This is a genomic window from Endozoicomonas sp. 2B-B (assembly GCF_053470045.1).
The window spans coordinates 5819865-5845258 of sequence record NZ_JBLZMU010000001.1; the positions used below are offsets into that span (position 1 = coordinate 5819865).

Consider the following 25394-nt stretch of genomic DNA (forward strand, 5'->3'; position numbering starts at 1 on the left):
CAGAATTATCGAGGGGAGCGCTGCAGCAGTCGATCTGTCTCCTGAAGTTCATCCCGAAGCTGTTTTTGTTGCTGTTGTTCGGTTTCTTTGTTTTTTAAATGTTCAACGCCGCTGGTCATTCTGCGCTCTTCTTCCAGCCGCTGATTAATTTGCTCGAGATTTCCAGACTCTGCTTTTATCTTCTCTTCCAGTAATACAGAAACATCTTCAAGCAATTCAACAAACTGATTGCGACCCCAGCAGGATAGTGATGAAAGTTTTTCTCCAGGACGACTATCGCAGGATTTCCGGGCATCATTCAACAACTCTTTCTGGGCGTTGAGTGAAGCCAGACTCTGCTCAGCATGCTGTTTCTCTCTTTTAGTTAGCTGGCTCTTTTTTTCCAGTGCGGACTGTGCTTTTTCCAGACGCCGGACTTTGTTCATGATGTAACAACCTGATCAGATCGCCAGATATGTATCAGCTGTTCAATACTGCCGGTGAGATCAACCTGTTCATAACGGCTCTGCTGCAGAAAACGCTCCATCTGCGGACGGTATTCAATGGCTTTATCCAGCTCAGGATCAGCACCGGGTTTATAAGCACCTATCGCCATAAGTTCTCTGAACTCATTATACCGGGCATGGAAGCGTCGGAACGCCTGGGCGCACTTTTCATGTTCTTCTGTTGTCAACTGAGACATTGTTCTGCTAATGGAGGCTTCCAGATCAATGGCCGGGAAATGCCCTCTTTCCGCCAACTCACGACTGAGCACAATATGCCCATCAAGGATGGAGCGGGCAGTGTCTACTACCGGCTCCTGCATATCATCACCTTCTGCCAGTACGGTATAGATGGCCGTTACCGAACCTTCGCCGGTTCCCGTTCCCGCCCGCTCCAGAAGTATTGGAATCTTACTGAATACTGAAGGAGGAAAACCTTTCGCTGCCGGAGCTTCGCCCACAGCCAGGGCAATTTCACGGTGAGCCTGGGCATAGCGGGTGAGGGAGTCCATCAGCAGCAGAACCGTTTTGCCCTGGTCTCTGAAATACTCAGCAATTTGATGACAGTAGAGTGCAGCACGAATTCTTCGGACGGGCGACTCATCCCCGGGGGAGGCCACCACAACCGCTTTTTCCCGACCGTCCATACCCAGAATCTGGTCCACAAATTCCTTTACTTCCCGACTGCGTTCACCGATCAGACCAACCACTGTAACATCAGCCCGGGTATTTCGGGTCATCATACCCATAAGCGTGCTTTTGCCAACGCCACTGCCGGCAAACAACCCTACTCTTTGTCCTTTTCCCAGAGTCAGCAGACTGTCGATAACTCTCACTCCCACTTCCAGTGGCTCATCGACCGGCTTTCTGGCCATGGGATTAAGAGGGGAGGAATGAATTGAGATTCTGTCAGACAGGCTCAAGGCAGAGGAATCAAGCGGCTTACCCATAGCATCCACCACCCGCCCTAACAGTTCTTCCCCCACAGGCATGGTGTGATTGTGAGAAACGGGAATAATTTTGTCTCCCGCTGCCAGGCCTTCCATTGTCGTTGACAGGGGCATCAGAAACTGACTGGCCCCGTCAAAGCCAACCACTTCTGCTTCTACCTGACGACCACTGCGCATATTGATATGACAAAGTTGGCCAATGGGCAATCGCAACCCTTGGGCTTCCAGAAGAAGACCTTTTATGGCTGATACTTTCCCGGATAATTTGGCAACAGGTACTGTCTTCAGTTTTTCAATCAGATCATCAGAAAGAGACATTAACCTGCATCCTCCATTGCGGCAGGCAAGTTTTCACGAATGATATCGAGACACTCCACCAACCGGGATTCCATGCGCGCTTCCGCTTCTGTCTGGCTGGACATAATACGGCAGTCGTTTATTTGTAATTCGTGATCTTCGACAACCTGCCAGGCTGCACCAAAGTCAGGTTTGAGTGTCTTGAGCAACTCCGCATTGACCGGATTCACATGAATGGTGTACTGAGTATCCTCGGGCATGATACTCAGAGTTTCCCTGACAACAGAGACTATCTGTTCCGGAGAAGTCATCAGTTCCCGGCGCACTACCTGACGACAGGTTTCTTCTATAACTTTTCCTAGCCAGCTGATCTTTTCGTCACGACCATAATTGCCACCAGAGCGAAATTCAGACATTTCTTTTCGCAACAGGGATACCAGTTTTTTCTGTTCTTCAGTGGCAATACGCCCACCTTCTTTGACGCCCAGTTCTCTGCCTTCTTCAAAGCCCATTCGGCGACCTTCTTCCACACCTTTGGCATAGCCTTTCTCAATACCCTGCTCCAGGATACTCTGCAAAACTTCCGCAGAAGGCTCAATGGATTCCTGAGGTTTCGGTACTGTATTCTCAACCGTATCGACAGGCTGGGAAGCACTATAGTCAGGTTGCTGATCTACCTCTGAACGCTCTGGATTCTGAGATTCACCGGGCTTCTGGTGAACCGGAAAGAGAAACCGTTTGAAGGCCGCTGTTTCAGGCTGCCATATTTTTTGTCTGTTTGTCATGAACCAACCTGTTGTTAGTATTATGAAAAACGTGATAGATATTGGTTTGCATTACCCAATCATCTCGTCCTCATCATTAAAGCTCAGCTCTATCTCACCGGATGCCGCCAGCTGTCGCGCTGCCCGAAGCACATCATTTCGGGCAGACTGAACCTGGCTGGCACGCACCGGGCCGAGGTTTTCAATATCTTCAAGCAGGAATTTGGCGCTTCGTTTGGTCATGGTGCCTACCACAGAATCAACCATCTCCTGAGCAGCCCCCTTGAGCGCCAGAGCCAGAATATCCTGGCTGACCTCCGCCATGACCTTACGCAGCGCATCTTCATCCAGACGCATAAGGTGTTCAAAGAGGAACATCTGTTGTTCAATTTGCTCAGCCAGTTTTTTGTCCTGCTCCTTAAAGTAATTCAACAGACTCTGCACCGAAGTATCATTCATCCGGTTCATTATATCGGCCACCTGACGAAGACCACTGACGGTGGTATTCTGGCTGGTGCTCATTTTGCCGACATTGGCATCAAATATAATGTTGAGTTCTTCAATAATGGATGGGTGCAATTCCTGCAGTCGGGCGACTCGTGACAATAGATCCTGATGACTCTTGGCTGGAAGGCGCATTAATACATCGGTAGCCTGCGTGGCTCCCAGATAGGTCAATACCACTGCCTGAAGTTGTGGGTGCTCATCAACAATCAGTTCAGTGATGGCTCCCGAGTCCATCCATTTCATCGCTTCCAGGCTATTGCTCTCACCACCAAAAATAGAGTCCATGACCCCTTTTGCTTCTTTATCACCCAGAGCCAACTTCAAGGTCTTGTTAAGATAGCTTTTTGAGGAGCCGGACAAGGCACTATCGTAGCGATAGGTGTGGAAAAACAGGTCCAGCACTTCCTGAACCTGATCTCTTTTCAATGGTGAGATGGTCGCCATGGTCGTACTGATCTGTCGAACTTCCCGCTGGCTAAGGTGTTTGAATACCTGCGCCGCACCTTTTTCCCCGAGACTGAGCAGCAGAATGGCTATGTCTTTGGGCGTCGGCTGCCTTGACGGCAAGACTCTCGGATTATCACTCATAACTGTTCATCCATAGCTTGATCACCTGTGCTACCCTGGCAGGTGCCTTAGACGACAACTCTCGCATCTGAGTCACCTGAGTTTCAAAATCGGCTAACTCGGGTGGCAGCAGATCAAAGGTGTCATCAAAGATCACTTTCCTGCCTTTCTGGTCAAACTGGGCACCACTTTCCTCGGGCGGAGGAGGAGGTAATACGTCCGGCTCCTCCATCTTGATGGTGATCTGTTTCATCAAGGGTCTTAAAAGAAATATAATCACGAGAATACCCAACAAAGTGCCGCAACCATATTTGACGAAGTAGAGAACCTGCGGCTGTTGCCACCACGCCAACCCAACAGGTTCAACATGAGTGACTGGCACAAAGGGTGCGGTGTGAATACTGATCTGATCACCACGGGCCTGATCAATACCTGTTGCATCAATGATCATTTGTTGAATCGTGGCAATTCTTGCCTGGTCCCAGTTACCAATACCCAGAGCTTCATCAGGCTGCTCATTGAGAACGACTGCAACGCTCAGTTTTTGTACTCTGCCCTGCTGGTTGGCCACCTGCCTGATCACTTTATCTACTTCATAATTACGGACAAACTCTGACTGGACATTATTGTTTTGCTCTGCTTCAGCCTGACCTTCTTCTTCCGGAGGCTGATTGCTGAGCGCTCCAGGTATGCCTCTGGCTCCCTGCCCACTGGTTGCCACTTCCCTTCCCTGCTCGCTTCTCAGCACCGGAGCACCAGGCTCATATTGCTCAACCGTCTGTACTACCTGTTCAAAATCCACATTGGCGCTCACTTGAGCTCTGAAGTTGACAGCACCCACCAGTGGCTCCAGCAGGGCACTAATGCGCTGTTGAAAATGAGCCTCAACCTGGCGCTTAAAGTCCAACTGTTTACTGGCTTCACTGAGCGCACTGTTGCCCAGTAAAATATCGGAAGAGAGCAGTTTGCCGGACTGGTCAATGACAGAAACATCGCTGCGATTCATATTGGCGACACTGGCGGCCACCAGATTCACGATGCCTTCAATCTGCTCATTGCTCAACCTGTACCCCGGAAACAGATCGACAAACACTGAGGCCGATGGTTTTCCCTGTTTGCGAATAAAGCTGCTCTGCTTGGGCAGAGCCAGGTGGATTCGAGCATTACGAACGGGTTTCAGGCTGATGATGGTCTGAGCCAGCTCGCCTTCGAGACCGCGCCGGTAGCGGACATTTTCCACAAACTGGCTGGTACCGATCTCCTGCCCATCCAGAGTTTCCAGCCCTTCCGGCATTCTTGCCTGAACTCCGGATACAGCCAGCTGCATACGGGCATCAGAGAGTCTTCCGGCATCCACCATTACCTGACCCGAAGCAGGGTGAATTTTATAAGCAATATTGTTTTGATCCAGCACATTGACGACACTGGCCACATCATAGAGTTCCTGATTGCCATACAGTGGCTGATAATCGGGAGATTGTGACCAGAGCCAGAAAACCGACATCAGGGCAACAGAAACTGCAAACAACACCATCAGCACCAACTGATAGCGGCGATCTTTTTTCACCACTTTGTTGGCCCTTTCCAGGGCTTCCCGCCATACAGGCTTCACTTCTTTTTCTTCTGGTGCCGACTCCGGGGCAGCCTTTGTATCTGATTCTGCCATGGTATTTTTCTACCTTAAATCTGCATACGCATGATGTCTTCGTAAGCAGTCACTGCCTTATTACGGACCTGCATCAGCGCCTGAAAGGAAATACTGGATTTCTGCATGGCAAGCATGGTGCCTATGAGGTCATCACTTTCCCCGGTTTCAATGTTGTGCATCATGCTGCTGGAATGTTGTTGCAGATCATTAACCTTTTCGATGGCCTGTTGCAGCAGATTGCCAAAACCGGTGGTAGTCACAGCTTCAGATTCAATTGCGGAAGGTAAAATCGGAGCAGGTCGGTTTTTCAGGAGTACACTGAGGGAATCCGGGTTAAGACCTTTGATGTCCATTGAGCCGCCATCCACTATTGTTCTGTGAAATATTGTTCTTTAAAAGAGCCTGGTGAGAGCAGGCTCTTTCGTAGTTGACGATTTATTGTCAGAATTATTTATCGGCGGCTCAGGGTAATCTTTACCCGTCGGTTTTTATTTCTTCCTTCAACAGTTGCATTGGTGGCGACAGGATAGCGGTCACCATGAAAGCGCATGGTAAGACGCTGTTCGGGAATACCTTTTGATCGTAAATATCTATAAATCCGGCTTGCACGCACTTTTGACAGCTGAAGGTTTTCCAGCCTGTCACCCCGGGAATCTGTGTGAGCGTCAATGGCGACATTGGTTACACTTTTATCCACCAGAATATAGGTGGCCAGATCATCAAGATGTGATAACTGCTCAGAGCTTATACGAGAGCCTGAAGAGGAGTAATAGAACAGTGTTTCTTTTGCCTGTTCGTAGTTCAGAGCCAGCAATTCTCCATAACATTTATAAAATGTTGCTGCTGTTTTTTGGAAATTCATAGCGGGTATTTTAATATGAACAGGGTTAACTGCTTCCCTCTCAATCTCAATAACCAGCTGATGACCCTGTTGCATATCTTCCACAACACGGGCAACATTAATTCTCATTTCAAACTGTTTATCCGGCTCTGCTTCAACACCTCCGAGAGCGTTCAGATAATGGCTATGACGCCAGGGTGATTGCTGAACCCCAACACGAATATGTCGGGCTTCTTTAATGAAAAAATCCGGTTCCAGGGTTATATAATGAATGCCTCCGGCAGCCGCATTCAAAACGATACTACCCAGCCCCGTCACTTTGCTGTTCATGCGACACTCGAAACGGGAAGTGGTCAACTCCCATTTATGGAGACTGAGTTCCTGAGGGAATTCTCTGACTGAGTTGGCTGATGATCGGGAAAGCAGCAGCAAGGAGAAGCCAAAAATCGTGAGGCCAAAAATCAACAGTTTCTGAAATCGCCGCAAATCATCAGAAAACAACATGCTGATCAGCCCAGCTTTCTTTCGCAGATGCCCTGTTGGTTATAGGGCACAGGTTCCTGACTGGAAAAAACCACATCAATAATCTGGTTAGTACTGGCAGCCAAACGACTCAGCAGTTTGCCGTTTGCCTGATTCAAACTGCGGCAGCGACCTGCTGTGATTTCCAGTTGATGCCATTGTTTCAGTGTGATTTCAGACTTGGGAGTAGAAGCTATAATTTGCAGAAAAGTTCGTATACCTGCCGGGTCCGGTGACAACCCCGCTTCTTTCAAATAATGCTCTCGCAGGGATGCATTCAGATGCAGCATGTCCAACAGTTTGACCTGAGTTTCCAGATGAGTTTCCAGAGCTGCAATATCCCTTTCCAGCATCAGGTTATGGGCCTTGCTCAGAACAGCTTCAAGTTTGCGGGTTAAAGCCAGTGCATCTCGAATATTATCCAGCAGTTTTTTTTCAGCAGAGACGTTATAGGTACCACTTTTATTGTCATTCTTTTCTGTGGTCATCAAAGTCATCGGAAAGCTCCAGAATTTTATTGGCAAGCACTTGATAATCGACCGGCATCTCACCTTTTTTAATGGCGCGCCGAATGCTTTCCACTTTTTTACTGTCAATTTCATCTATGGCTGACAGAGACTGGAACAGTTCTTCAATATTCTGGGCTTCACCGCTCAACTGCAAACGATCATTATTGACTTTAGGGGGCTCGACAGCTTTCGCATCATTCTTGACTGCACGCTGACTTGCTATTGGACTAGCCGCTTTTTTTGGCCCGGTGCGATTTATTCCTGGCATCCTTTTCACCACTCGTATGTGATGGGTACAGAACTCCAATCGGCAAGGTGTCAAAAAATATTAAAATCCCCTGAAATGAGGATTTTTTTTTGCCCATGGCCCGTCAGAAATAATTGAACAGAGACAACTGCTTGATGTTGGCATAAACCTGCTGGCTGGCATTGAGCAGGGTCTGCTGCTGAGCCAGATCGGTAGCAGCCTTTGTCATATCAATATCTTCAAGGGATGAGTGAAGTTTTTCCAGCATCAGTTTGATATCGGCATGGCTTTCACTCACCCGGTCAAGCACACTCTGATTACTGCCAGCCTTGGTCTGGGCGATCCCTATCCTGTCCAGAGTGTCATCAATCCATGTCAATGCGTCAGAGAGAACGGTGTTTAAACTCACAGGGTTTCTCAGTTCATCCACTGCATCAGACAGAGCATCAAAGACACTGTCCGTTGGTGGTGTAGCGGCTGGGTCAAAAAACAGATTTTCTCCCGGCTCATTAACCGGTATCTGGGCAGAGCCGCTGATATTGACCTGGCGAAAGTTATTATTGCCATAGTATGAATAATCACCAGCGACTTCATCAACAGGCTTCTGGGTGCTCAGGGTTCCGGAGAAAATATATTGCCCGTCTGCCTGCTGATAATTGGCCAGGCTTAACAGAGACTTACTGACCGTATCCAGTTCCTCTGCCAGTGGCACATAGTCCTGGTCAGTCAGGGTTCCGTTGCTGGACTGCAAAACAATGTCTCTGGCACGCCGCAGTTGCTCAGTCATTCCACTGTACAAAACATCTTGCTGTTGCAGCATTCTCCTCGCCGAATCAATATTATCTTCATACTGTCCTATTGCCGTTAATTCATTATTGATCTGAAGAATTTTTACTGTATCAACGGAGTCATCTGATGGTTGCAAGATACGCTTTCCGCTTGCCATCTGGTCAGTGGTTACAGCCAGCCTGGCCATACCGTCCTGCATAGCCCTGAGCATAATATTATTGAAATTGATGCTGCTGATACGCATGTTTTCGGCTTCCTGTTTTAATCAGAACATTCTCAGCAATGAATCAAATGTCTGCCGGGCCACTGAAATTACCTGAGCATTGGCACTGTAAAGTTGCTGAAAGCGTAGAAGGTTGGCGGCTTCTTCATCCAGATTGACACCGCTATAAGCATTGCGGCTCGCTTCGGCCTGCTCAAACAGCTTTTTACCGCCATCGGCTTCTGTTTTCGCCTGAGAAGTCTGTACCGCAATATCGCCAATAAACCGGGTATAGCTTTCAGTCAGACTACTTTGCCCTTCTATCAGAGCATCATTCTGAAGCTGAATAATTGTCTGCAAGTTTGAATTATCGGCCACGCCGCCACCGGGTGCTGCCAGAGCCAGAGCAAAAGGTTCCGTCAGAACCGCATCAAGGTCTCTGGCACCATAACGCACCGGTGACAACCGGTAAGCCTGGTCAGTAGCGGTGCCGTCGATATCAATTTCAACACCATCAAAGTTCAGGGTATCGGTACCGGCACCGGATAAGCTGCCACTGAATTGAACCCCGTCGTTCAAACGGGTAATAACATAGTTGCCGGTGTTATCTACCCGCAGATCATAGTCGCTGGCTTTGACTTGGGAACTATCCGTAATTCTCATATCAGACACTGCGGTAGAGACAACGTCCAGGGAAAATATACCACTGGCAGGATTTGTCAGATCTGAAAAAAGGTCGACACCGGCGTTGCCATTAACATCTTCCCCAAGTCGAAGCTGGGCATTGATCGTCGATGATATGACTACTGCCAGACGTCCAATCTCATTTTGAGCCTGTCTTAAAGTGCCATTCTGGTAATTCAGGATGCCACCAATGCTGCCTCCCGGATCACCGTGTACCTTCAGAGAGGCAGAATCACTTTCAAACTCCAATGAAAAGCCATCAGGGTTGCTGGCTGATCCGCTCACATTCAGGTTGTTTCTCTGATCACCGACCAGCAGTGGCTGCCCTGATTTCAGATAAATATTAATACTGTTATCTGACTGCTCCAGAACATTGATGCCCATCAGCTTTGATAATTCTTTGACGGCCAGATCCCGCTGGTCAAACATCTCGTTAGCAGCCTCACCACTGGCACTGATCTTCTTCAGCTGGTCATTATAGCCGGCAATATTTGCCAGCAAACCATTCGCTTCTGCCACCGCAGCCTCCAGCTGCCGCCCGACCAGCCCCTGATGACCTGCAATTTGGTTATTCAGTGTCGTAAACTGCTGAGCCAGTTTATTACTTTCGCTGAGTATGACTTGCCTGGCAGCACTGGAATAAGGATCAACCGTTGCGCCATTGAGCGTCGTAAAGAAACTCTCAAGGCCTGAGGTAAGAGAGGTGCTGTCATCGCCCAGCCACTGGTCCAGCGAATTGATGTATTCTGAAAAAGTGGCTGTTTTTTCTGCCAGAGATTGGCTCTCCCACATCTGGGCAGTAAGAAAACTATTGGCTATTCGCTCGACACTGGACGCATTAACACCGGTTCCCTTGGTACCGATTCCCGGATGCAAAGTGTAAGTCGGGTACCAGTAAACCCTTTGACGGCTGTAGCCTTCTGTTTCGGCATTGGCAATATTATTACTGGCGACATTAAGCGATGCCTGGCTGGCCTGTAATCCAGAAATACCTATCTGTGTCAGACTCATGTCATCTACCCCGATTAACGTTCAACATCAAGCCCGTCGTCTTTATCACCCAGCTGCCTTACCAATGCCTCAGCGATACCCAGCCCGCCTTCTTTACCCAGATGTCCGGCAATCTGGCTGTCAAACATCGACTGAAAAAACTGCACATCCTTGCCCGACGTCGGCAAGTCTGAGCTGCTCATCATCGCTTCATTGGCCCTGCGCATACTCTTGAGTAATTCGTTAACAAATATGGCTTCAAAGGCTTCTGCTGCTTCTTTCAAATCCTCGGGAGCTTTCCCCTGACCGGAGTCCGGCTGATAAATACCGGCCAGATGTTTAGCCGACAGAGTGCTACCAATATCCATATCGAACGCCCTTATCGTAAATTCTATTTAAATCACAATTAATTCGGCTTCCAACGCCCCGGCTGCTTTGAGCGCCTCAAGAATTGACATCAAATCTGTGGGTGTCGCCCCGACACCGTTAATAGCCATGACCACTTCCTGCAAAGTGACTCCTTCCTTAACCATATAGATAGCGGCATTCTGCTCTTCTATTGTCACATCACTGTTTAATATGACTTCTGTGCCTCCTCCCTGAGAGAATGCACCAGGCTGTGATACCGAAGTTGCCTGCCGGACTTTGACGACCAGGTTGCCATGACTGACTGCAGCCGGACGAACACGAACATGCTCGCCCATAACCACAGTGCCTGTTCTGGAATTGAAAATAATACGTGCCGCAGGATCTGCCGTTTCAACATTCAGCCCTTCGAGCATGGACATAAAGGCCACCCGCTGGCTACTGTCTTTGGGAGCCGAAACCAGAATAGAGACACCATTACTGGCGTTGGCGACTTTGGGGCCAAAGTGATTATTAATGGCCGTCACTACCCTGCGAGCATTGGTATAACTGGGTTCTTTTAAATTCAGTACCAGCTGTTCCCCAAAGTTGAAAGCGCTCTTTACTGAACGTTCAACCAATGCACCTCCGGGAATGCGACCGGCGTTAGTACTGTTAATCTGTATAAGGCTACCAGCGACCGGAGCATCCGCCGTTCCTGCCAAACCCTGAGCAGAAACTCCGCCCACAATCAGACTGCCCTGGGCCACTGCAAACACCTCGCCATTAATACCTTTCATCGGTGTCAGCAGCAGAGTTCCACCTCTGAGGCTCTTGGCATCACCAATAGAAGAGACGGTTACATCGATTTTCTGACCCGGACGGGCAAAAGGAGGCAAACTGGTATGGACGGTGACCGCTGCAATATTTTTTGAATTCACATCAGAACTGCTGATGGTCAATCCAAACTCTCTCAGCATGTTCACCAGCGACTGTTTGGTAAACGCTGATTTATCTCCTGTGCCATCAAGCCCCACCACCAGACCGTAACCAATCAGCTGATTATTTCTGACACCTTCAACATCCACCATATCCAATAAACGACGGGCACTGGCATTACCTGCCACAACGAGCATAAGAAAAATGATTCCCCATCGTGTTAGAGACATAGTGACTCCTGTCAAAAAGGAAACCATGGACTGTTAAGCATCTTGCTCACCCAGCCTGGTTCATGGGCATCCGAGTTAATGCCTAATGCCACGTAATCAATTTTTGCTTCTGCCAGTCGCTCAGACGAAACCTTGTTATCTGTTTTGATATCTTCTGGCCGGACCAGTCCGCTGATCTTGATCAGCTCCTTACCCGAATTGATGGTCAGCCATTTTTCTCCCTCGACCCTGAGGGTGCCATTGTTGAAAACCTCGACCACCTTCACGGCAATATTACCTTTCAGGCTATTACCACGACTGGCGGAAGTATTGCCTCCGTAAGTTCTGGAAGGCTGAATTTCAAAGGCCAGAGATCTGCCCCCGCCAAGAATCGATGCACTGCTTTTACCAAGCAGAGTGGGATCAGGAATGCTGATGGCATTATTTTTGTTGACATTACTCAAACCACTCATGCTGATATTCGTGGTACCTTCCAGCTCGATGGTAAGAATATCGCCCAACCGATAGGCACGACGGTCGGAGAACATAAAATACCCGTAGTTGGCATTAAACAGGCTGCCGTTGGGATAAACAGCCTGGTTGTGGGAGTTCCCCTTTTGAAAGGCAACTTTATCGAGAGCCATTTTTTCCGCTTCAGGTTCAGGACGCTCTGTCACTTGCTGTTGATTACCAGCAGGTCGGGTGTCCCCCTGACGGGGTGCAGTCGAACAACCCAACAACATAAAAATGGCTATAAAACACAGAAGTCTCATTCCCTGCCCTCTATCCAGCTCTCTATCCAGCCCTGTTAAAGAGTCTGGTTAACAAACTGCATCATTTCATCAGCCGCTGCTATGACCTTGGAGTTCATTTCATAGGCCCGCTGTGCTGATATCATATTGACCAACTCTTCCACTGAGCTGACATTGGATGTTTCCAGAGTAAACTGTTTCAGCGAGCCCAGACCTCCCTCACCGGCAGTGCCTTCTACCGGATCACCACTGGCGTTGGATTGTAGATACAGATTCCCCCCCAGAGCCACCAGACCAGCCGGATTAACAAAATTAACAACGGTGATCTGGCCTATTTCTGTCGGTTCAACCTGCCCCTGAATGGTTGCCATAACAATGCCATCTTCACTGATACTGATTCCGGTAGCGTCAGCGGGCAGGGTAATGCCAGGCTCCAGGGGCAAACCACTGGCGTTCACTATTTGACCATCTCCATTCAGATGAAACTGACCATTTCTGGAGAATGCAGCGGTTCCATCAGGTTGAGTAAACTGAAAAAAACCATTCCCGATGATCGCCACATCCAGTGCCTGTTTCGTGGTTTCATAACTGCCGGGAGTAAACACTTTCTGGGTTCCGGTAATTTTTACGCCGGTTCCTATCTGCAGGCCGGAAGGCAGTTCGTTGTCCTGGTCTGACAGCGCCCCCGGTTGTTTTTCAATGTGGTAAAAGAGATCTTCAAAGCTGGCCCGATCCCGTTTGAAACCGATGGTATTGACGTTGGCCAGGTTGTTGGAAATGATGGACATCTGCTTTTCCTGAGCAGCCAGCCCTGTTTTACTGACCCATAATGCGGGATTCATCGGCTCGTCCTCTGAGCTATAAGTTGTTATCTGCTGTCAGTTACTGATCTCTGACTAAACGGTCACCTGCGGTAGCCATGTCGCCAGCGGTTTTCATCAGCTTCATCTGGGCCTCAAACTGTCGGCTGAGGCTTAAAAACGACACCATTTCTTCCAGAGCATTAACGTTGCTGCCTTCAAGAAAACCACTTCGTAACCTGACTTCCGGGTCGGCCTCCAGCTCTCCACCCTCAATCGAACGAAAAAGCCCGTCTGCGCCTTTAGTAATTTCTGTAATAGCCGGGTTCACCAGCTTTAACTGACCTGCCTGAACAGGATTGCCGCCCTCAGCAGGCACGATACTTATTGTACCGTCTACACCAAAGGAGACAGATTGATTATCCGGTAACTGAAGAGGCCCGCCATCTCCGATAACGGCATACCCCTGGGCGGTCAGTACATTACCTTCATCATCTATTTTTAACTGTCCGGCTCGGGTATAAGCTTCATTGCCATCACTGCCCTGGACTGCAAACCAGCCACTGCCACTGATCGCAACATCCATTGCACGACCGGTAGTCTCCATCGCACCACTGGCAAAACGACTACCGAGTCCTCGCATTTTGGGCATTATTCGCGATTCAAGGCCATCACCCTTCATTTCCACAGCCATACTGCTGACAAAATCCCGACGAAATCCGGGGGTAGAGACATTAGCCAGGTTATTGGCATGTACCTGTTGGGCTTGCATGGCCAGATTGGCTCCGGCTGTGCTGATATATAGAACTTTATCCATCAGATAATATTCATCAGTGCCTGAGTAAGGTTGTTACTGGTTTCAATGGTTTTGGCATTGGCCTGATAGTTACTCTGGGCCTCAATCAAACGAACCAGCTGCAAAGAGATGTCGACATTGGATTGTTCCAGTGCTCCTGACTCCAGGGAACCCATAACACCCGCTCCCGGAATACCCAAAGCAGCATTACCTGAAGCAAAGCTTGACTGCCAGAGGCTGTCCCCTATTGGAATCAAACCACTGTCGTTAGCAAAATCGGCCAGAACGATCTGCCCCTGAACCTGGGTTTGTCCGTTGGAGTAAAGCGCCTGAAGAATACCGTCAGCAGTAATCTGAATACCGTTGAGTGAGCCCGGAGGAAAACCATTCTGGGTTACCCGGTTTACCGATGAGTCAGTGCCCAACTGAGTGAAATCTGAAAAATCGATGTTGAAGCTCATCGCGTCAGCACCGGACAGCCGGGCATCCCCGGCTGGAATACCCAGAGTGACCGCGCCGCCAACAGGGGTTGCCAGTGTTCCATCGTTATTAAATGTGACCGGCTGAGTCAGGTCCGGCCCCTGCCCATCAAAATAATATTCAATGTTCCAGGCGTTATCTGCAGTTTTTGCAAAATACATACTGACGGTGTGCGATCCACCCAGACTGTCATTAACATTAAATGCCATGGTGGAATTAAAGGTAGACCGGTTGGTTGGGTCTATTGCCACAGCGGGCGTAATGGCATCCGTTCTGGCATCCAGATTGGCAAGCGTCACCACATCGGTAGTTGCCTGGGCGGGTATAGAGGTCTGGTTGATTTTCAGGTCAGTCTGGGTACCGGCCAGTACGTTGCCTGATGCATCCGCTGAATACCCCTGAAGCCTCAGGCCCTTATTATTGACCACATTATTATTGGCATCTAACTGAAAGAAACCGGCTCTTGTGTAATTCATTTGGCCATTGTCATTAACGACAAAAAAACCCTGACCATTAACCGCCATATCAAGCGCATTATCTGTTGAAGTAATACTGCCCTGTGAGAACTGCTGACTGATAGATGCCACCTCAACACCTGCCACCTGACCATTACCACTACCTATTGAAGAGGCATAAACATCAGAAAATTCTGCGCGGGAACCTTTAAAGCCAATAGTATTACTGTTGGCAATATTATTACTGACTATTTCCAGATCCTGCTGTGCAGCATTTAATCCGGTCAACCCGATTCTAAACGACATTCTCCACCCTCCCTGACAGTCTTATTTGCCAATTGTTGAGATAGAAGACAGTGGCACAGATCCCATGCCTTCAAGCCTTAATTCACTTCCGGAGCCGGTCATATTGATACCGGTCACCGTAGATTTCATAGACAGCTTTCCGCTGTAGGCTTCATTGCCACTGACTCCGGTCGCAGTGACTGTGTATTGCCCGGGAGCAAGATCATCCAGAGTGAATGGAACAATACCCGCCGATTGTTGTCCCAATGATTTGGACTGAACCAGGCTACCATCCGGCGTATAAACCCTGATAAGAACGTCCGAAGCATTGACCTGCAACTCGGTTCGCCCGCTGTATTGACCTTCCTCTTCCACCGACAGGCTATTGGAGTCAACCCAGACTTCTTTCCCTACCAGTCCGGCGGCCCCCAGAGACTGGGACTGCTGAAGCGAACTGGTCAGACCGCCAATTCGATCATCAATTGAGTTGAGGCTTTCAACAGACGATATTTGCGAAAGCTGTGTCAGCATCTGGTTGGTGTCCATCGGCGCCAGCGGGTCCTGGTTGTTCAATTGTGCGATGAACAATTCGATAAACTGATCCTGGTTGACCTGCAGCGTTCTACTGTCATTGTTCACAGCGTTAACGCCGCTGCCTGATGAGACCGAATTAATGCCTGTCATAATTCTCCTTTTTACTCACCAAGCGACAGCAGTCGTTGCTGTAATTTCTTGGCGCTAACCATAACTTCCATACTGCTCTGGTAGCTGCGAGTGGCCGACAGCATGTCAGCCATTTCCTGCATCACATTGATATCGGGATAGAAAACATAACCCTCCTGGTCCGCCAGAGGATTATCTGGCTCATATCGTTTATTTTTGGCACTCGGTGGCATTTCCAAAACATCGTCAACCTGCACCAGGGCAGCTCCCTTATTTTCTCCAACAGCCTGCTTGTAAATGGCAGAAAAAACAGGTCTGACAGGGCGGTAAGCTTCTTCGGGCGTGCTGCCTGCACTGGAGATATTAGCCAAATTACTGGCAATGGTATTCAGACGAACCATCTGAGCATTCAGTGCCGAACCGGATATTTCATAGAGGTTGTCCAGTTTCATTTATCGACCTCCCTTAACAGCCTGCTCAAGGGAGCCTAGCTTTTTACGGAGAAAAATAAGACTGGTTTGAAAGTCCATGGCATTCTGAGAGAAGGCTGCCTGCTCAACGCCCAATTCTACCGAGTTGCCATCGGTAGTTTGATGGAATGGAATACGATACATCATTGAATTATTTTGCTCAGTGGGTGGCATTTCCAGATGCCTGCCGTCGGTGGTGGCGCCTCCGGAAAGTTGCTCATTCAAGATGGTTTTAAACTCTACATCACGGGCTTTAAATCCCGGTGTATCAATGTTTGCCAGGTTTCCGGCAATGACTTCAGCACGGACTCCCCGAAACGCCAGCGCTTGGGGATGAACACCCAACGCAGATTCAAAACTGATGGCCATAGGAGTTAAGCTCCTGCTTTATCGTTATTGATTTACTCCTAATCAACGACAATCCGGTTTTTACTCATTGCCAGACTAAGCAGCTTGCAGCAAAAACAGATTGTCGGTTTCAATGCTCCCTCTGTTACTCAACTTGCTCTGAGTGGTCTGTCACCCGGGTTCACATTGGTTTAAGATTTATCTAGCGACTCAAGAAAATCTTTAGCTGCCAATGATTAACGGTTGGCGTGGAAAAATCCTTCATGCTTTTGAATACGATGACACGACTTTTTCCTTTATGGGCAGTTATCTTTTCAGCCTTGGCCTATATCTTTCCCGAAAGTTTTGACCACCTTGGTTACCTGATTACTCCGGGACTCAGCCTGATCATGTTGTTTATGGGACTGACCTTATCAGTGGCCGACTTCGCCCGAATCAAAAATCGTTTACCCGCGCTCTCTGCTGGAGTGATTCTGCAATTTGGCATCATGCCTTTTGCCGGGTTATTGATTGCACAACTTCTGAGTCTTCCCGTGGATTTGACAATAGGCATGATTCTGGCTGGCAGTGTTGCCGGAGGAACTGCATCTAACGTACTGTGTTATCTAGCCAGGGGAGATGTTGCACTGTCGATTTCAATGACAGCTGCATCAACCCTGATTGGCGCTTTCGCTACCCCCTTGTTAATCAGTCTGCTTGCCCACCAGTATATTGAAGTGGAACCACTGGCAATGATGTGGAGCCTGGCCAGGATAGTTGTTTTACCGGTGGCTCTGGGGGTTCTGATCAACCATTTCTGCCATGGTTTCGTGCAAAAACTGAGCCCTCTGTTTCCACTCTGTTCCATGGCTGGCATCCTTCTGCTCATTGCCGTCGTTGTCGCGTCTAATGCTCAGGAGCTGCCAGAAATTGGACTCATTACCATTCTGGCGGTGGCTTTGCACAACGGCACAGGACTGAGCCTGGGTTATCTGGCAGCATACCTGTCAGGCTTTGACCGGAAAACCTGCAAAACCGTCGCCATCGAAGTCGGGATGCAGAACTCCGGTCTGGCTGTTGTACTGGCTACCAAATTCTTTATGCCTGCCGCTGCTCTGCCGGCTACATTCTTTAGCATCTGGCATAACATCACAGGCTCTGTTCTCGCAGCCTGGTGGGCAAAGACAGATACCGTTATTCAAACCGGTGAGCAATAGATCTGATCTCTTCTATAATCGCCCTCAGCCCATTGCCCCGTGATGGGCTCAGATGGCTGTAGAGGTCCAGACTGGCAAACCAAACTTCTATATCAAAACGACTGATGTCTTTTGGTGTACAACCATTAAAGACGGAAATCACGATAGCGATGAGCCCCCTGATCACTCGGGCATCAGAATCCGCAGCGAAGAACAGCTTCATGGACTGCTCGTCATAAAAATGATGTAACCAGACGGCACTTTCACAGCCATGAAGTCGTGACTCTTCGGTTCTCATCGTTTCTGGCAGGGAAGGCAGTTTCTTGCCAAGCAGCATAATATGAAGGTACTTTTCCTGCCAGTTTCGGGCATTGGTGATTGTCTGGAAAATCTGATTTTTCGTAAACTCGGCAGCATGTTCACCTTCAAGCTGGTTGAAGAAGGCTGAATCGGCTTTAACCTCTTTGCTCAGGGGAGAAGCATCAAACTCGCCGTTCACAATACGGGTCAGCGCTAACAGGAAGGCATCCACATCAGCAAGTGTGTTATAGAGAGAAAAAGAAGCTCTGACGGTTCCTGACAATCCCAGATGCTCCATCAACGGCATGGTGCAATGATGGCCAGTCCTTACGGCAATACCCTGTTGATCCAGCAATAGACCAATATCCTGATTGTGAAACCCTTCGACTACAAAAGAGACGACAGACACTTTCTCTCTGGCTTCCCCCACCAAAGTGACTCCGGGAATTTTTCTCAAACCAGCTTCCGTTTTTCTTCTCAGCCTGTCTTCATGCTCAGCAATCTGTCCCATATCCAGTGACCTCAAAAAACGGATAGCTTCCCCGAGTCCGATCACGCCGGACACATTGGGAGTACCCGCTTCAAATTTGAAGGGTAAGTTGTTGAATGAAGTGCCGCTGAAACTGACCCGCCGAATCATTTCTCCCCCGGCCTGCCAGGGTGGCATGTCTTCCAGTAAAGCTTTACGACCGTATAGAACACCGATACCGGTTGGGCCAAATACTTTATGACCGGAAAAAACATAGAAGTCACAGTTAAGTTTCCGTACATCAATGCGAGAGTGAGCCACTGCCTGGGCGCCATCCACCAACACCAATGCGCCCCTGGCTTTGGCTTCAGGAATAAGCGTTTGAAGCGGGTTCACTGTTCCAATCGCGTTGGAGACATGGGTAATAACAAGAATCCTGGTTCTGTCCGTCAACTGTTCACGAAAACTGTTGCTATCAAGCTCTCCCTGCCCGGTGACACTGATGACTTTAATCACGGCTCCGGTTTGCTCGGCGACCAGCTGCCAGGGCACAATATTGGCATGATGCTCCATGGCCGAAAGCAGAATTTCATCGCCCGGCTGCAACTGACTTCTTCCCCAACTTTGAGCGACCAGATTGAGAGCTTCTGTCGCGCCCCGCGTCCAGATAATTTCGTCAGAACTGGCGGCATTCAGGAAATGCTTAACCTCCTCCCTTGCTTCCTCAAAGGCATGGGTTGAGCGAGCACTCAGGTAGTGTGACGCACGATGTACATTGGCATTGGCTTCCCGATAAAAACGATCTATGGCTTCAATGACCGGGAAAGGTTTCTGGGTAGTGGCAGCATTATCCAAATAAACCAACGGATGGCCATGGGCATGCTGTTCCAGAATGGGAAACTGCTTTTTCAGGTTCATATGAGCCTTCCCTGATTCGATTCGGGCATTGTATTGATGAATGCGGATTATTATCAATTGACCGTAGCGACAATATGTTAGCGACAATATTAATATTAAAGTCTGGATTTGTGACGATGCTCAGTCCGTAAATTATGAAGAAACGAGGTGCTATCCACCTTATGGTTGACCGTTTCCAACATTAACCATTTATCGAATGAGCGTAAAACCCCGTACTTTGAGAGGCTGTCGCAAAACTCTAACAACTCGTTCCCACGTCTGCGTGGGAATGCATACCTCCCCTGAAAAGTGGACTCTGCAGCGCGAGATGGGTATGGGTTCCCACGCTGGAGCATGGGAACCAGAGTTTTGCGACACCCTCTTCACGGCGGGGAGGATGTCAAGCTCGCATAAACGTCAGGGTGTTCTAGAATACAGGCTGCAGCAATGCAACCGGAGATTTAATGATGTCGAGGCAAAATGCAAACCAAACCGTTACGATAGCATTTATCATGGTTTTGTTATCGCTCTGCTCCATGAATGCCTTCTCCGTTGGTAAGGCACAGATAGAATTCTTACAGGGAGCCGGCGACGATACCTTCACAGTGACTACGGGATTTCCAAGAGAATGCATTGACCATGTCTCACCGTGGACTGTGCACACGACCTCAGGAAACATACAAACCATGAATATTTATTACCTTCAGGGGGCAGGCTTCTGTGACGTAGATCCGTCGATCCTGCTTTTCGAGGTAAAAAGTAATCAACACTCTGACAAGCTTGCCCAATTTAAGTGGTTGAAAGATGCGGGTGAAGACCCGACTTTGGTCGAAATCTATGACCCTGATCATTTATTAACGGTTGATGCTGGCGATGTCTATCGTATCAAGGTCACGGCTAGCTATGGTGGCCGGCCTCAACAAGAACTCAGGTAAATCAGAACACTTCAGTGTGAAACAAACTACGAGCTGGCCAGAACATTATCAGGGTAACTAACTGTCAACTCAGATTTTTTTATCATACTGAGAGAGGGTCGACTGCATAATCCAAAGTTCAGCAGGTCAATAGGCACAACCTCTTATTCCAGAACGTTGGAACCAATTAGAAAATAGCGCATTACCTTAAGGATCTGCTGCACACACAATGCGCAACAATACCCAACGCGGACAAAAAACAAAGCTTGTTGGAGCTTCTTTACTCTTGACTGCCGGGCTTCAAAGCGCGTTTGCTGCGACGCCTGCAGGTGAAGAATTCGATTTTGCCGGAGTCCCCTTCCTGTTCAGTTCTGAAGACTGGGGCACCGCCTTGGGTGGTGCCGGACTTATCAAAGGCATTGGACAACCACAGGCCTCTCTGTTCGGAACCGCCATTGCCTCCAGCAATGGTTCCGCGATGGCCTATGCCGGTCTTTATAATCTCATCATTCCCGGTTTTGATCAGATGCTGGTGAGTGTCAATGGGCTTTATGGTGATTACACACAGTCCAGATATTATTTGCCCGGCAATCCTGACTTTTCCGGAGAGCAACCCGGCAGCAATGAGTCGAGTAAGGAAAACTTCATAACCCCTGGCACTATTGAACAAAGCTATTCAGCCCGTTTCAAATACATTTTTCCTATTGCAGAAGGTCGAAACGGTGCACTGTCCAGCCTGAAACAGGATGCACTGGGCAATGCCGCTGCGGGTAAAGTCTGGAACCCTCTGATATCCGGTATCAGCTCTTTCGACATTCAGCCTTTTTACGAAAGTGTGAAACTTGAAGACCACTCGACAGATTCTGCAGACGAAGCTGCCGGTATCAGGCTTACTCTGGATTATGACAATCGTAACGCCAGTCAATTGCCGACCCGGGGCAGTCAGACAACCTTCACCTACACCAGGGACTGGGGTAGCGAAAGCCGTGCCGACTGGACAACCTGGCAATTTGAGTTCAGCAAGTTCTTTAACCTGGGTAGCAATGACTATCTTGACCAGCAGGTCATCGCCTTGAACGCCTGGCTGGCTGATACGCCTACCTGGAACGACACTACCGATGTCAACGGCGTAGAGGAGTACAAGCGCCCCCCTTCTTTTGCCGGAGTCTCTCTGGGCGGCTGGGATAAGCTGAGAGGTTACAACACTGAGCGTTTTCATGGCCGATCAGCAGTGTCTTATAGTCTGGAGTACCGGGCAGTTCCTCTCTGGCAGCCACTTGAGAATCTAGCTGTCATCGGACCTCTGTACGATATTCCCTGGTGGCAATGGACCCTGTTTGTTGATGCTGGCCGCGTTGCTGACGACTTCGACCTGAGAGAACTTCACACCGATATGAAATACAGCGTGGGCGGTGGTATCCGCTTTAAGGTGGAAGGTGTCACTGTAAGAACTGAAATCGCCAGCAGCAAAGAAGACAACCGGCTTCGCATCTTTATTAACCAGCCTTTCTGAGGATTTACCAGTGAGGAAACCCTGCCTCACTGGCTCTGCTACCTTCCCGAGATTTTAATTTTTTCTGGCAGATGCTGACTGCGTGTGTTATACCTGACGACACGTTAAATAACTTGATATGTATTTGTCAGCCATGAAAACCAACCCCATAAGCAACATCATTCTGCTACCAGTCGTGGTGATTAACATCTCTGCGCGGGGGTCTGTTGGCTGACAGATCAGAGTTTCGAGGAACCCCCCGCACCGAAAGGTTCGGGGGGTTTTTTCGTATTTGGGGCCTGAAAACCCGGCAAGTATAAACAAGATAAAAACTCCAAACAGAGAGGATAGAACCATGCTAAACGTAAACAACAAACTGATTATTACTATTCTGAGTCTGGCCACTGTGGCAGTCATCAGCCTTCCTGAACTGCTGCTGATTATCCTCCCTGTTGCCGTTTTTTTCTCTGCGCAGCAATGGTTTGAGTTGAACACTGGCAAGCCTGTTCGCATCAAGTCTGAAGTTCATCCCGGGCGAGGTCAACCCCATGAACGGCGCTAATGTACTGGTAAGAAATCTTACCCAACGCGGAGTCCGGCATGTTTTCGGTTATCCCGGTGGCACAATTATGCCAGTGTATGACGCCCTTCTGGATTCCAATATTGAGCACCTTCTTTGCAGACATGAACAGGGAGCCGCTTTCGCTGCTATTGGCTATGCCAGAGCCAGTGGCAAAACCGGAGTCTGTATTGCTACTTCCGGTCCTGGCGCAACCAACCTGATCACCGCTTTATCTGACGCCATGCTGGACTCCATCCCCCTGGTAGCCATTACAGGCCAGGTGCCTGTTGCCATGATGGGAACGGATGCCTTCCAGGAAATCGATATTCTGGGTATGACACTGGGTTGCACCAAGCACAGCTTTCTGGTGACAGACCCGAATGATATCTGCGAAACCCTGAACAAAGCTTTCGATCTGGCTCAATCTGGCCGCCCGGGTCCTGTTCTGGTTGACCTGCCAAAAGATATTCAGCAAGCAGAAGCTCACTATGCACCACCGCTCAACGTGATAGAAGAGAGAGCTGCCGAAAGTTATGACAAAATTGATACAGCCCTCTCATTGCTCCGCAAGAGCAACAAGCCTCTTGCTTATATCGGTGGTGGAGCAGGCATGGCTGATGCGGTAAACGAACTCAGAACATTCCTGACAGAAACCTGTCTTCCCAGTGTTTGTACTTTGAAAGGTATCGGAGCGGTTTGTCCTGAGGATCAGGGCTACCTTGGTATGCTAGGTATGCATGGAACCCGGGCTGCCAATCTGGCAGTGCAGGAATGCGACTTGCTGATAGCCATCGGAGCCCGCTTTGATGACCGGGTCACAGGCAGGCTTGAGAGCTTTGCACCCGATGCGAAAGTCATCCATCTCGATATTGACCCGGCAGAATTTGGTAAGCGTCGCCTGGCTGATGTCAGCCTCGGTGGTTGCTTAAAGAAGAATCTCAAAAGCCTGACCATCGCCTTAGAAAAGGGTGACTGGTTACAACACTGTATAGCCAGCCGCGCTGCCAGCCAGTGGGTTTATGACAAACCCGGTAAGGATATCTTTGCGCCTCTGCTTCTGAAACAGTTATCTGAAGCCTCCCGCGAGAATTCTGTCATCAGTTGTGATGTGGGTCAGCACCAGATGTGGGTAGCCCAGCACATGAGCTTCTCTCATCCTAACAACCATCTCTCCAGTGCCGGGCTTGGCACCATGGGCTTTGGTCTGCCGGCAGCGATAGGCGCGGCCATTTCAAGACCGGAAGACGATGTGATACTGGTTTCCGGAGATGGCTCTTTCATGATGAATGTGCAGGAGCTGGCTTCGATCAAAAGAAAACAGCTCCCCGTCAAAATTGTCTTACTCGACAACCAGCGGCTGGGCATGGTGAAGCAATGGCAGGAACTCTTCTTTGACCAGCGCTACAGTGAAACTGACCTTTCGGACAATCCTGATTTTGTTACGCTGGCCAATGCATTTGGCATTGAAGGCAGAATGATTACCGAACGACATGAAGTGCTCCCGGCCCTGGAAGAAATGCTCCTGGCTCCGGGACCAAGAATGCTTCATGTCTGTATTGATGAGCGAGAAAACGTCTGGCCCCTGGTGCCACCCGGCGCCGCCAACCACGAAATGATGGAGGCAAGAGCATGAGCGATTCCAAAACCCACTACTCTCTGACCATCCAGTGTCATAAAAAACCAGAGGTGATGGAGAGACTCCTGCGGGTAATCAGACACCGGGGATTTGATCTCGAGAGCCTATCCATGAGCAGCTCCGAGTGTGGGAAAATGGTTTCTGCTGCACTTGATGTCTCCGGTGAGCGACCTGTTGAGATGCTCACCCGTCAGATAGAAAAGCTATATGATGTTCTTCAGGTGTGCCAGCCCCCGACAACGGAAGCAATCGCCCGGGAAAGTATCATTTGAGAACAGGGTCAGGAAAGGCGTGCACCTGGCCTTTTCCGACTTTCTTCTGACTCATTGGCAAACATATACAGCTCTTTGCTCCGGATATGTTCCAGCAATGCATCACTGATGAACTCCCTCATCCAACGATGCGCCCTGTTCATCTCCCAATACTCTGGCCAGACAATATCGAAGCTGACTTCCGGGATAATTTTTGGGCAATCACGGATCACATAGCCTGACAGATCGTCCAGGAACATGGACAGTGAAGCCGGAGCCATGAGCACACAGTCTGTTCCCTTGATTAACGCCAGACTGATCGAAAGACCGGGTGACCAGGTTTTCACCTGCACCTTGCTCAGGAAATGGTTGATCTCGCTCTGTTGATGCAGATTGATATTGTCCCGTTGTACCACAAAGGAAAAAGACTTCAGAGCCTCTTCTGAAAAAGACTCATGGGCCAAGGGATGGTTTTCACAGAGAATCAGGCACATCCGATCTTTCATCAGTGAAAAGCTGGATAATCCTTCTTCCCGAACGCCCATATAACCAATGGACAGATCCAACTTTCCGGCTGCAACATCAACAGCGGGATTGATGGCTTGCAATTCAAAGGTCAGCCCGGGTGCCACCGCCCATATTTTTTGCAGTACTTCTGGCAGAATTCGCTCCAGCACCGTGTGCCCCGAAGCAATCCGGAAATGTCGCTGGGTAGTCGCAATATAAAATTGCTGGTTTTCAAAAATACTGCTCGCTTCCGTGACCACTCTGTTCACATCTTCATGCAGTGACGTAGCTTTCTCGGACAAAAAAATCCGATTGCCTTTTCTCACCAGAATCGGATCATTCAATGCTTCCCGCAACTGGGCCAGAGTTCGACTCATGGCAGACTGGGTAACACACATCATCTGCGCTGCTTTGGAAACACTCTGGGTGTCCAGCAGGGCTTTCAGGCCGGGCAGCAGGTTCAGATTCAGTCTGGAAAGGTTCATAGATACAGCAGAAGGATTGATAGAAAATAAAAGTATGGCCAAACAGCCCTACATTACGAATAAAAAAAACCTTTCAGAAAACCTTTCATGAAAGCTATGGTGGCCAAATGTATCACCTTAAATCAACTGTTAGAAGATCTACTTGATGCCTTTAGGTAACACCCG

The 25394-nt window shown here is 49.0% G+C and carries 28 protein-coding genes; 6 read left to right on the forward strand and 22 right to left on the reverse strand.

The window, feature by feature from the left end; translation table 11 throughout:
• Nucleotides 1–5: 5 nt before the first annotated feature.
• The 20 genes from ACOMHB_RS21490 to flgB form a co-directional block, all read right to left on the reverse strand.
• Nucleotides 6–425, reverse strand: a complete 420-nt coding sequence (locus tag ACOMHB_RS21490) for a hypothetical protein (protein WP_448218143.1) — start codon at nucleotides 423–425, stop codon at nucleotides 6–8.
• A complete protein-coding gene (locus ACOMHB_RS21495) occupies nucleotides 422–1750 on the reverse strand; it encodes a FliI/YscN family ATPase (RefSeq protein ID WP_448218144.1) in 1329 nt (442 codons plus the stop codon). Before ACOMHB_RS21495 ends, ACOMHB_RS21490 begins: the two co-directional genes overlap by 4 nt.
• Complete coding sequence (locus ACOMHB_RS21500; RefSeq protein WP_448218145.1) at nucleotides 1750–2514, reverse strand: FliH/SctL family protein; 765 nt, start codon at nucleotides 2512–2514, stop codon at nucleotides 1750–1752. Before ACOMHB_RS21500 ends, ACOMHB_RS21495 begins: the two co-directional genes overlap by 1 nt.
• Nucleotides 2515–2565: 51 nt before the next feature.
• Nucleotides 2566–3588: a flagellar motor switch protein FliG gene (gene fliG, locus ACOMHB_RS21505; protein ID WP_448218146.1), complete on the reverse strand. Its 1023-nt coding sequence runs from the start codon at nucleotides 3586–3588 to the stop codon at nucleotides 2566–2568.
• Nucleotides 3581–5233, reverse strand: a complete 1653-nt coding sequence (gene fliF, locus ACOMHB_RS21510) for a flagellar basal-body MS-ring/collar protein FliF (RefSeq protein ID WP_448218147.1) — start codon at nucleotides 5231–5233, stop codon at nucleotides 3581–3583. Before fliF ends, fliG begins: the two co-directional genes overlap by 8 nt.
• A gap of 14 nt (nucleotides 5234–5247) precedes the next feature.
• Nucleotides 5248–5568, reverse strand: a complete 321-nt coding sequence (gene fliE / locus ACOMHB_RS21515; protein ID WP_448218148.1) for a flagellar hook-basal body complex protein FliE — start codon at nucleotides 5566–5568, stop codon at nucleotides 5248–5250.
• A 98-nt stretch (nucleotides 5569–5666) separates the two neighbouring features.
• Nucleotides 5667–6560, reverse strand: a complete 894-nt coding sequence (locus tag ACOMHB_RS21520) for an OmpA family protein (protein ID WP_448218149.1) — start codon at nucleotides 6558–6560, stop codon at nucleotides 5667–5669.
• 5 nt (nucleotides 6561–6565) lie between these two features.
• Nucleotides 6566–7075 carry a flagellar export chaperone FlgN gene (gene flgN / locus ACOMHB_RS21525; RefSeq protein ID WP_422135160.1) on the reverse strand — a complete coding sequence of 170 codons (510 nt, stop codon included), beginning with the start codon at nucleotides 7073–7075 and terminating at the stop codon, nucleotides 6566–6568.
• Nucleotides 7047–7355, reverse strand: a complete 309-nt coding sequence (gene flgM, locus ACOMHB_RS21530) for a flagellar biosynthesis anti-sigma factor FlgM (protein ID WP_422135161.1) — start codon at nucleotides 7353–7355, stop codon at nucleotides 7047–7049. The genes flgN and flgM overlap by 29 nt, the downstream gene beginning before the upstream one ends.
• Nucleotides 7356–7458: 103 nt before the next feature.
• Nucleotides 7459–8367: a flagellar hook-associated protein FlgL gene (gene flgL / locus ACOMHB_RS21535; protein WP_448218150.1), complete on the reverse strand. Its 909-nt coding sequence runs from the start codon at nucleotides 8365–8367 to the stop codon at nucleotides 7459–7461.
• Between the two features lie 21 nt (nucleotides 8368–8388).
• Nucleotides 8389–10020 carry a flagellar hook-associated protein FlgK gene (flgK, locus tag ACOMHB_RS21540; RefSeq protein ID WP_448218151.1) on the reverse strand — a complete coding sequence of 544 codons (1632 nt, stop codon included), beginning with the start codon at nucleotides 10018–10020 and terminating at the stop codon, nucleotides 8389–8391.
• A gap of 14 nt (nucleotides 10021–10034) precedes the next feature.
• Complete coding sequence (locus ACOMHB_RS21545) at nucleotides 10035–10367, reverse strand: rod-binding protein (protein WP_448218152.1); 333 nt, start codon at nucleotides 10365–10367, stop codon at nucleotides 10035–10037.
• A gap of 27 nt (nucleotides 10368–10394) precedes the next feature.
• Complete coding sequence (locus ACOMHB_RS21550) at nucleotides 10395–11513, reverse strand: flagellar basal body P-ring protein FlgI (RefSeq protein ID WP_448218153.1); 1119 nt, start codon at nucleotides 11511–11513, stop codon at nucleotides 10395–10397.
• Between the two features lie 11 nt (nucleotides 11514–11524).
• Complete coding sequence (locus tag ACOMHB_RS21555; RefSeq protein WP_448218154.1) at nucleotides 11525–12265, reverse strand: flagellar basal body L-ring protein FlgH; 741 nt, start codon at nucleotides 12263–12265, stop codon at nucleotides 11525–11527.
• 35 nt (nucleotides 12266–12300) lie between these two features.
• Nucleotides 12301–13086: a flagellar basal-body rod protein FlgG gene (gene flgG / locus ACOMHB_RS21560; RefSeq protein WP_448218155.1), complete on the reverse strand. Its 786-nt coding sequence runs from the start codon at nucleotides 13084–13086 to the stop codon at nucleotides 12301–12303.
• A gap of 40 nt (nucleotides 13087–13126) precedes the next feature.
• Nucleotides 13127–13861, reverse strand: a complete 735-nt coding sequence (flgF, locus tag ACOMHB_RS21565) for a flagellar basal-body rod protein FlgF (RefSeq protein WP_448218156.1) — start codon at nucleotides 13859–13861, stop codon at nucleotides 13127–13129.
• A complete protein-coding gene (gene flgE / locus ACOMHB_RS21570; protein ID WP_422135169.1) occupies nucleotides 13861–15081 on the reverse strand; it encodes a flagellar hook protein FlgE in 1221 nt (406 codons plus the stop codon). The genes flgF and flgE overlap by 1 nt, the downstream gene beginning before the upstream one ends.
• Nucleotides 15082–15102: 21 nt before the next feature.
• Entirely contained in the window at nucleotides 15103–15744 is a 642-nt protein-coding gene (locus ACOMHB_RS21575; protein ID WP_448218157.1) for a flagellar hook assembly protein FlgD, read from the reverse strand.
• A gap of 11 nt (nucleotides 15745–15755) precedes the next feature.
• Complete coding sequence (flgC, locus tag ACOMHB_RS21580; RefSeq protein ID WP_448218158.1) at nucleotides 15756–16175, reverse strand: flagellar basal body rod protein FlgC; 420 nt, start codon at nucleotides 16173–16175, stop codon at nucleotides 15756–15758.
• Nucleotides 16176–16562: a flagellar basal body rod protein FlgB gene (gene flgB, locus ACOMHB_RS21585; protein ID WP_448218159.1), complete on the reverse strand. Its 387-nt coding sequence runs from the start codon at nucleotides 16560–16562 to the stop codon at nucleotides 16176–16178.
• 242 nt (nucleotides 16563–16804) lie between these two features.
• Between flgB and ACOMHB_RS21590 the strand changes: the two genes are divergently transcribed.
• Nucleotides 16805–17737 carry a bile acid:sodium symporter family protein gene (locus ACOMHB_RS21590; RefSeq protein ID WP_448218160.1) on the forward strand — a complete coding sequence of 311 codons (933 nt, stop codon included), beginning with the start codon at nucleotides 16805–16807 and terminating at the stop codon, nucleotides 17735–17737.
• On the opposite strand, the gene ACOMHB_RS21595 is transcribed toward ACOMHB_RS21590, so the two are convergent.
• On the reverse strand, nucleotides 17715–19403 hold the full coding sequence (locus tag ACOMHB_RS21595) for a SufS family cysteine desulfurase (RefSeq protein ID WP_448218161.1): 1689 nt from the start codon (nucleotides 19401–19403) through the stop codon (nucleotides 17715–17717). The two genes, ACOMHB_RS21590 and ACOMHB_RS21595, sit on opposite strands and share 23 nt — an antisense overlap.
• Nucleotides 19404–20068: 665 nt before the next feature.
• Between ACOMHB_RS21595 and ACOMHB_RS21600 the strand changes: the two genes are divergently transcribed.
• The 5 genes from ACOMHB_RS21600 to ilvM all read left to right on the forward strand — a co-directional run bounded on the left by ACOMHB_RS21600 (nucleotide 20069) and on the right by ilvM (nucleotide 24258).
• Nucleotides 20069–20317, forward strand: coding sequence for a hypothetical protein (locus tag ACOMHB_RS21600; protein ID WP_448218162.1), 249 nt, complete (start codon nucleotides 20069–20071; stop codon nucleotides 20315–20317).
• Between the two features lie 208 nt (nucleotides 20318–20525).
• Nucleotides 20526–21809, forward strand: coding sequence for a BamA/TamA family outer membrane protein (locus tag ACOMHB_RS21605; RefSeq protein ID WP_448218163.1), 1284 nt, complete (start codon nucleotides 20526–20528; stop codon nucleotides 21807–21809).
• A 334-nt stretch (nucleotides 21810–22143) separates the two neighbouring features.
• Nucleotides 22144–22350: a hypothetical protein gene (locus ACOMHB_RS21610; RefSeq protein WP_448218164.1), complete on the forward strand. Its 207-nt coding sequence runs from the start codon at nucleotides 22144–22146 to the stop codon at nucleotides 22348–22350.
• Nucleotides 22337–23983 (forward strand): acetolactate synthase 2 catalytic subunit, encoded by a 1647-nt coding sequence (gene ilvG, locus ACOMHB_RS21615; protein WP_448218165.1) that lies wholly within the window; start codon nucleotides 22337–22339, stop codon nucleotides 23981–23983. The genes ACOMHB_RS21610 and ilvG overlap by 14 nt, the downstream gene beginning before the upstream one ends.
• Nucleotides 23980–24258 (forward strand): acetolactate synthase 2 small subunit, encoded by a 279-nt coding sequence (gene ilvM / locus ACOMHB_RS21620; protein WP_422135179.1) that lies wholly within the window; start codon nucleotides 23980–23982, stop codon nucleotides 24256–24258. Before ilvG ends, ilvM begins: the two co-directional genes overlap by 4 nt.
• An 8-nt stretch (nucleotides 24259–24266) precedes the next feature.
• On the opposite strand, the gene ACOMHB_RS21625 is transcribed toward ilvM, so the two are convergent.
• Nucleotides 24267–25229: a LysR family transcriptional regulator gene (locus ACOMHB_RS21625; RefSeq protein ID WP_422135180.1), complete on the reverse strand. Its 963-nt coding sequence runs from the start codon at nucleotides 25227–25229 to the stop codon at nucleotides 24267–24269.
• Nucleotides 25230–25394: the final 165 nt, after the last annotated feature.

Bases quoted from the DNA above. Each gene is read 5' to 3' on its own strand.
- flgL (WP_448218150.1), bottom strand. From the start codon at position 8,367: ATGCGTATCAGCAGCATCAATTTCAATAATATTATGCTCAGGGCTATG.
- ACOMHB_RS21600 (WP_448218162.1), top strand. From the start codon at position 20,069: ATGAATATTTATTACCTTCAGGGGGCAGGCTTCTGTGACGTAGATCCG.
- fliE (WP_448218148.1), bottom strand. From the start codon at position 5,568: ATGGACATCAAAGGTCTTAACCCGGATTCCCTCAGTGTACTCCTGAAA.
- ilvG (WP_448218165.1), top strand. From the start codon at position 22,337: ATGAACGGCGCTAATGTACTGGTAAGAAATCTTACCCAACGCGGAGTC.
- ACOMHB_RS21495 (WP_448218144.1), bottom strand. From the start codon at position 1,750: ATGTCTCTTTCTGATGATCTGATTGAAAAACTGAAGACAGTACCTGTT.
- flgC (WP_448218158.1), bottom strand. From the start codon at position 16,175: ATGAAACTGGACAACCTCTATGAAATATCCGGTTCGGCACTGAATGCT.
- ACOMHB_RS21605 (WP_448218163.1), top strand. From the start codon at position 20,526: ATGCGCAACAATACCCAACGCGGACAAAAAACAAAGCTTGTTGGAGCT.
- ACOMHB_RS21625 (WP_422135180.1), bottom strand. From the start codon at position 25,229: ATGAACCTTTCCAGACTGAATCTGAACCTGCTGCCCGGCCTGAAAGCC.
- flgB (WP_448218159.1), bottom strand. From the start codon at position 16,562: ATGGCCATCAGTTTTGAATCTGCGTTGGGTGTTCATCCCCAAGCGCTG.
- ACOMHB_RS21550 (WP_448218153.1), bottom strand. From the start codon at position 11,513: ATGTCTCTAACACGATGGGGAATCATTTTTCTTATGCTCGTTGTGGCA.
- flgN (WP_422135160.1), bottom strand. From the start codon at position 7,075: ATGACTTTGATGACCACAGAAAAGAATGACAATAAAAGTGGTACCTAT.
- flgF (WP_448218156.1), bottom strand. From the start codon at position 13,861: ATGGATAAAGTTCTATATATCAGCACAGCCGGAGCCAATCTGGCCATG.
- ilvM (WP_422135179.1), top strand. From the start codon at position 23,980: ATGAGCGATTCCAAAACCCACTACTCTCTGACCATCCAGTGTCATAAA.
- ACOMHB_RS21545 (WP_448218152.1), bottom strand. From the start codon at position 10,367: ATGGATATTGGTAGCACTCTGTCGGCTAAACATCTGGCCGGTATTTAT.
- flgG (WP_448218155.1), bottom strand. From the start codon at position 13,086: ATGAATCCCGCATTATGGGTCAGTAAAACAGGGCTGGCTGCTCAGGAA.
- ACOMHB_RS21590 (WP_448218160.1), top strand. From the start codon at position 16,805: ATGCTTTTGAATACGATGACACGACTTTTTCCTTTATGGGCAGTTATC.
- ACOMHB_RS21520 (WP_448218149.1), bottom strand. From the start codon at position 6,560: ATGTTGTTTTCTGATGATTTGCGGCGATTTCAGAAACTGTTGATTTTT.
- flgE (WP_422135169.1), bottom strand. From the start codon at position 15,081: ATGTCGTTTAGAATCGGGTTGACCGGATTAAATGCTGCACAGCAGGAT.
- fliG (WP_448218146.1), bottom strand. From the start codon at position 3,588: ATGAGTGATAATCCGAGAGTCTTGCCGTCAAGGCAGCCGACGCCCAAA.
- fliF (WP_448218147.1), bottom strand. From the start codon at position 5,233: ATGGCAGAATCAGATACAAAGGCTGCCCCGGAGTCGGCACCAGAAGAA.
- ACOMHB_RS21500 (WP_448218145.1), bottom strand. From the start codon at position 2,514: ATGACAAACAGACAAAAAATATGGCAGCCTGAAACAGCGGCCTTCAAA.
- ACOMHB_RS21595 (WP_448218161.1), bottom strand. From the start codon at position 19,403: ATGAACCTGAAAAAGCAGTTTCCCATTCTGGAACAGCATGCCCATGGC.
- flgK (WP_448218151.1), bottom strand. From the start codon at position 10,020: ATGAGTCTGACACAGATAGGTATTTCTGGATTACAGGCCAGCCAGGCA.
- ACOMHB_RS21490 (WP_448218143.1), bottom strand. From the start codon at position 425: ATGAACAAAGTCCGGCGTCTGGAAAAAGCACAGTCCGCACTGGAAAAA.
- flgM (WP_422135161.1), bottom strand. From the start codon at position 7,355: ATGCCAGGAATAAATCGCACCGGGCCAAAAAAAGCGGCTAGTCCAATA.
- ACOMHB_RS21610 (WP_448218164.1), top strand. From the start codon at position 22,144: ATGCTAAACGTAAACAACAAACTGATTATTACTATTCTGAGTCTGGCC.
- ACOMHB_RS21575 (WP_448218157.1), bottom strand. From the start codon at position 15,744: ATGACAGGCATTAATTCGGTCTCATCAGGCAGCGGCGTTAACGCTGTG.
- ACOMHB_RS21555 (WP_448218154.1), bottom strand. From the start codon at position 12,265: ATGAGACTTCTGTGTTTTATAGCCATTTTTATGTTGTTGGGTTGTTCG.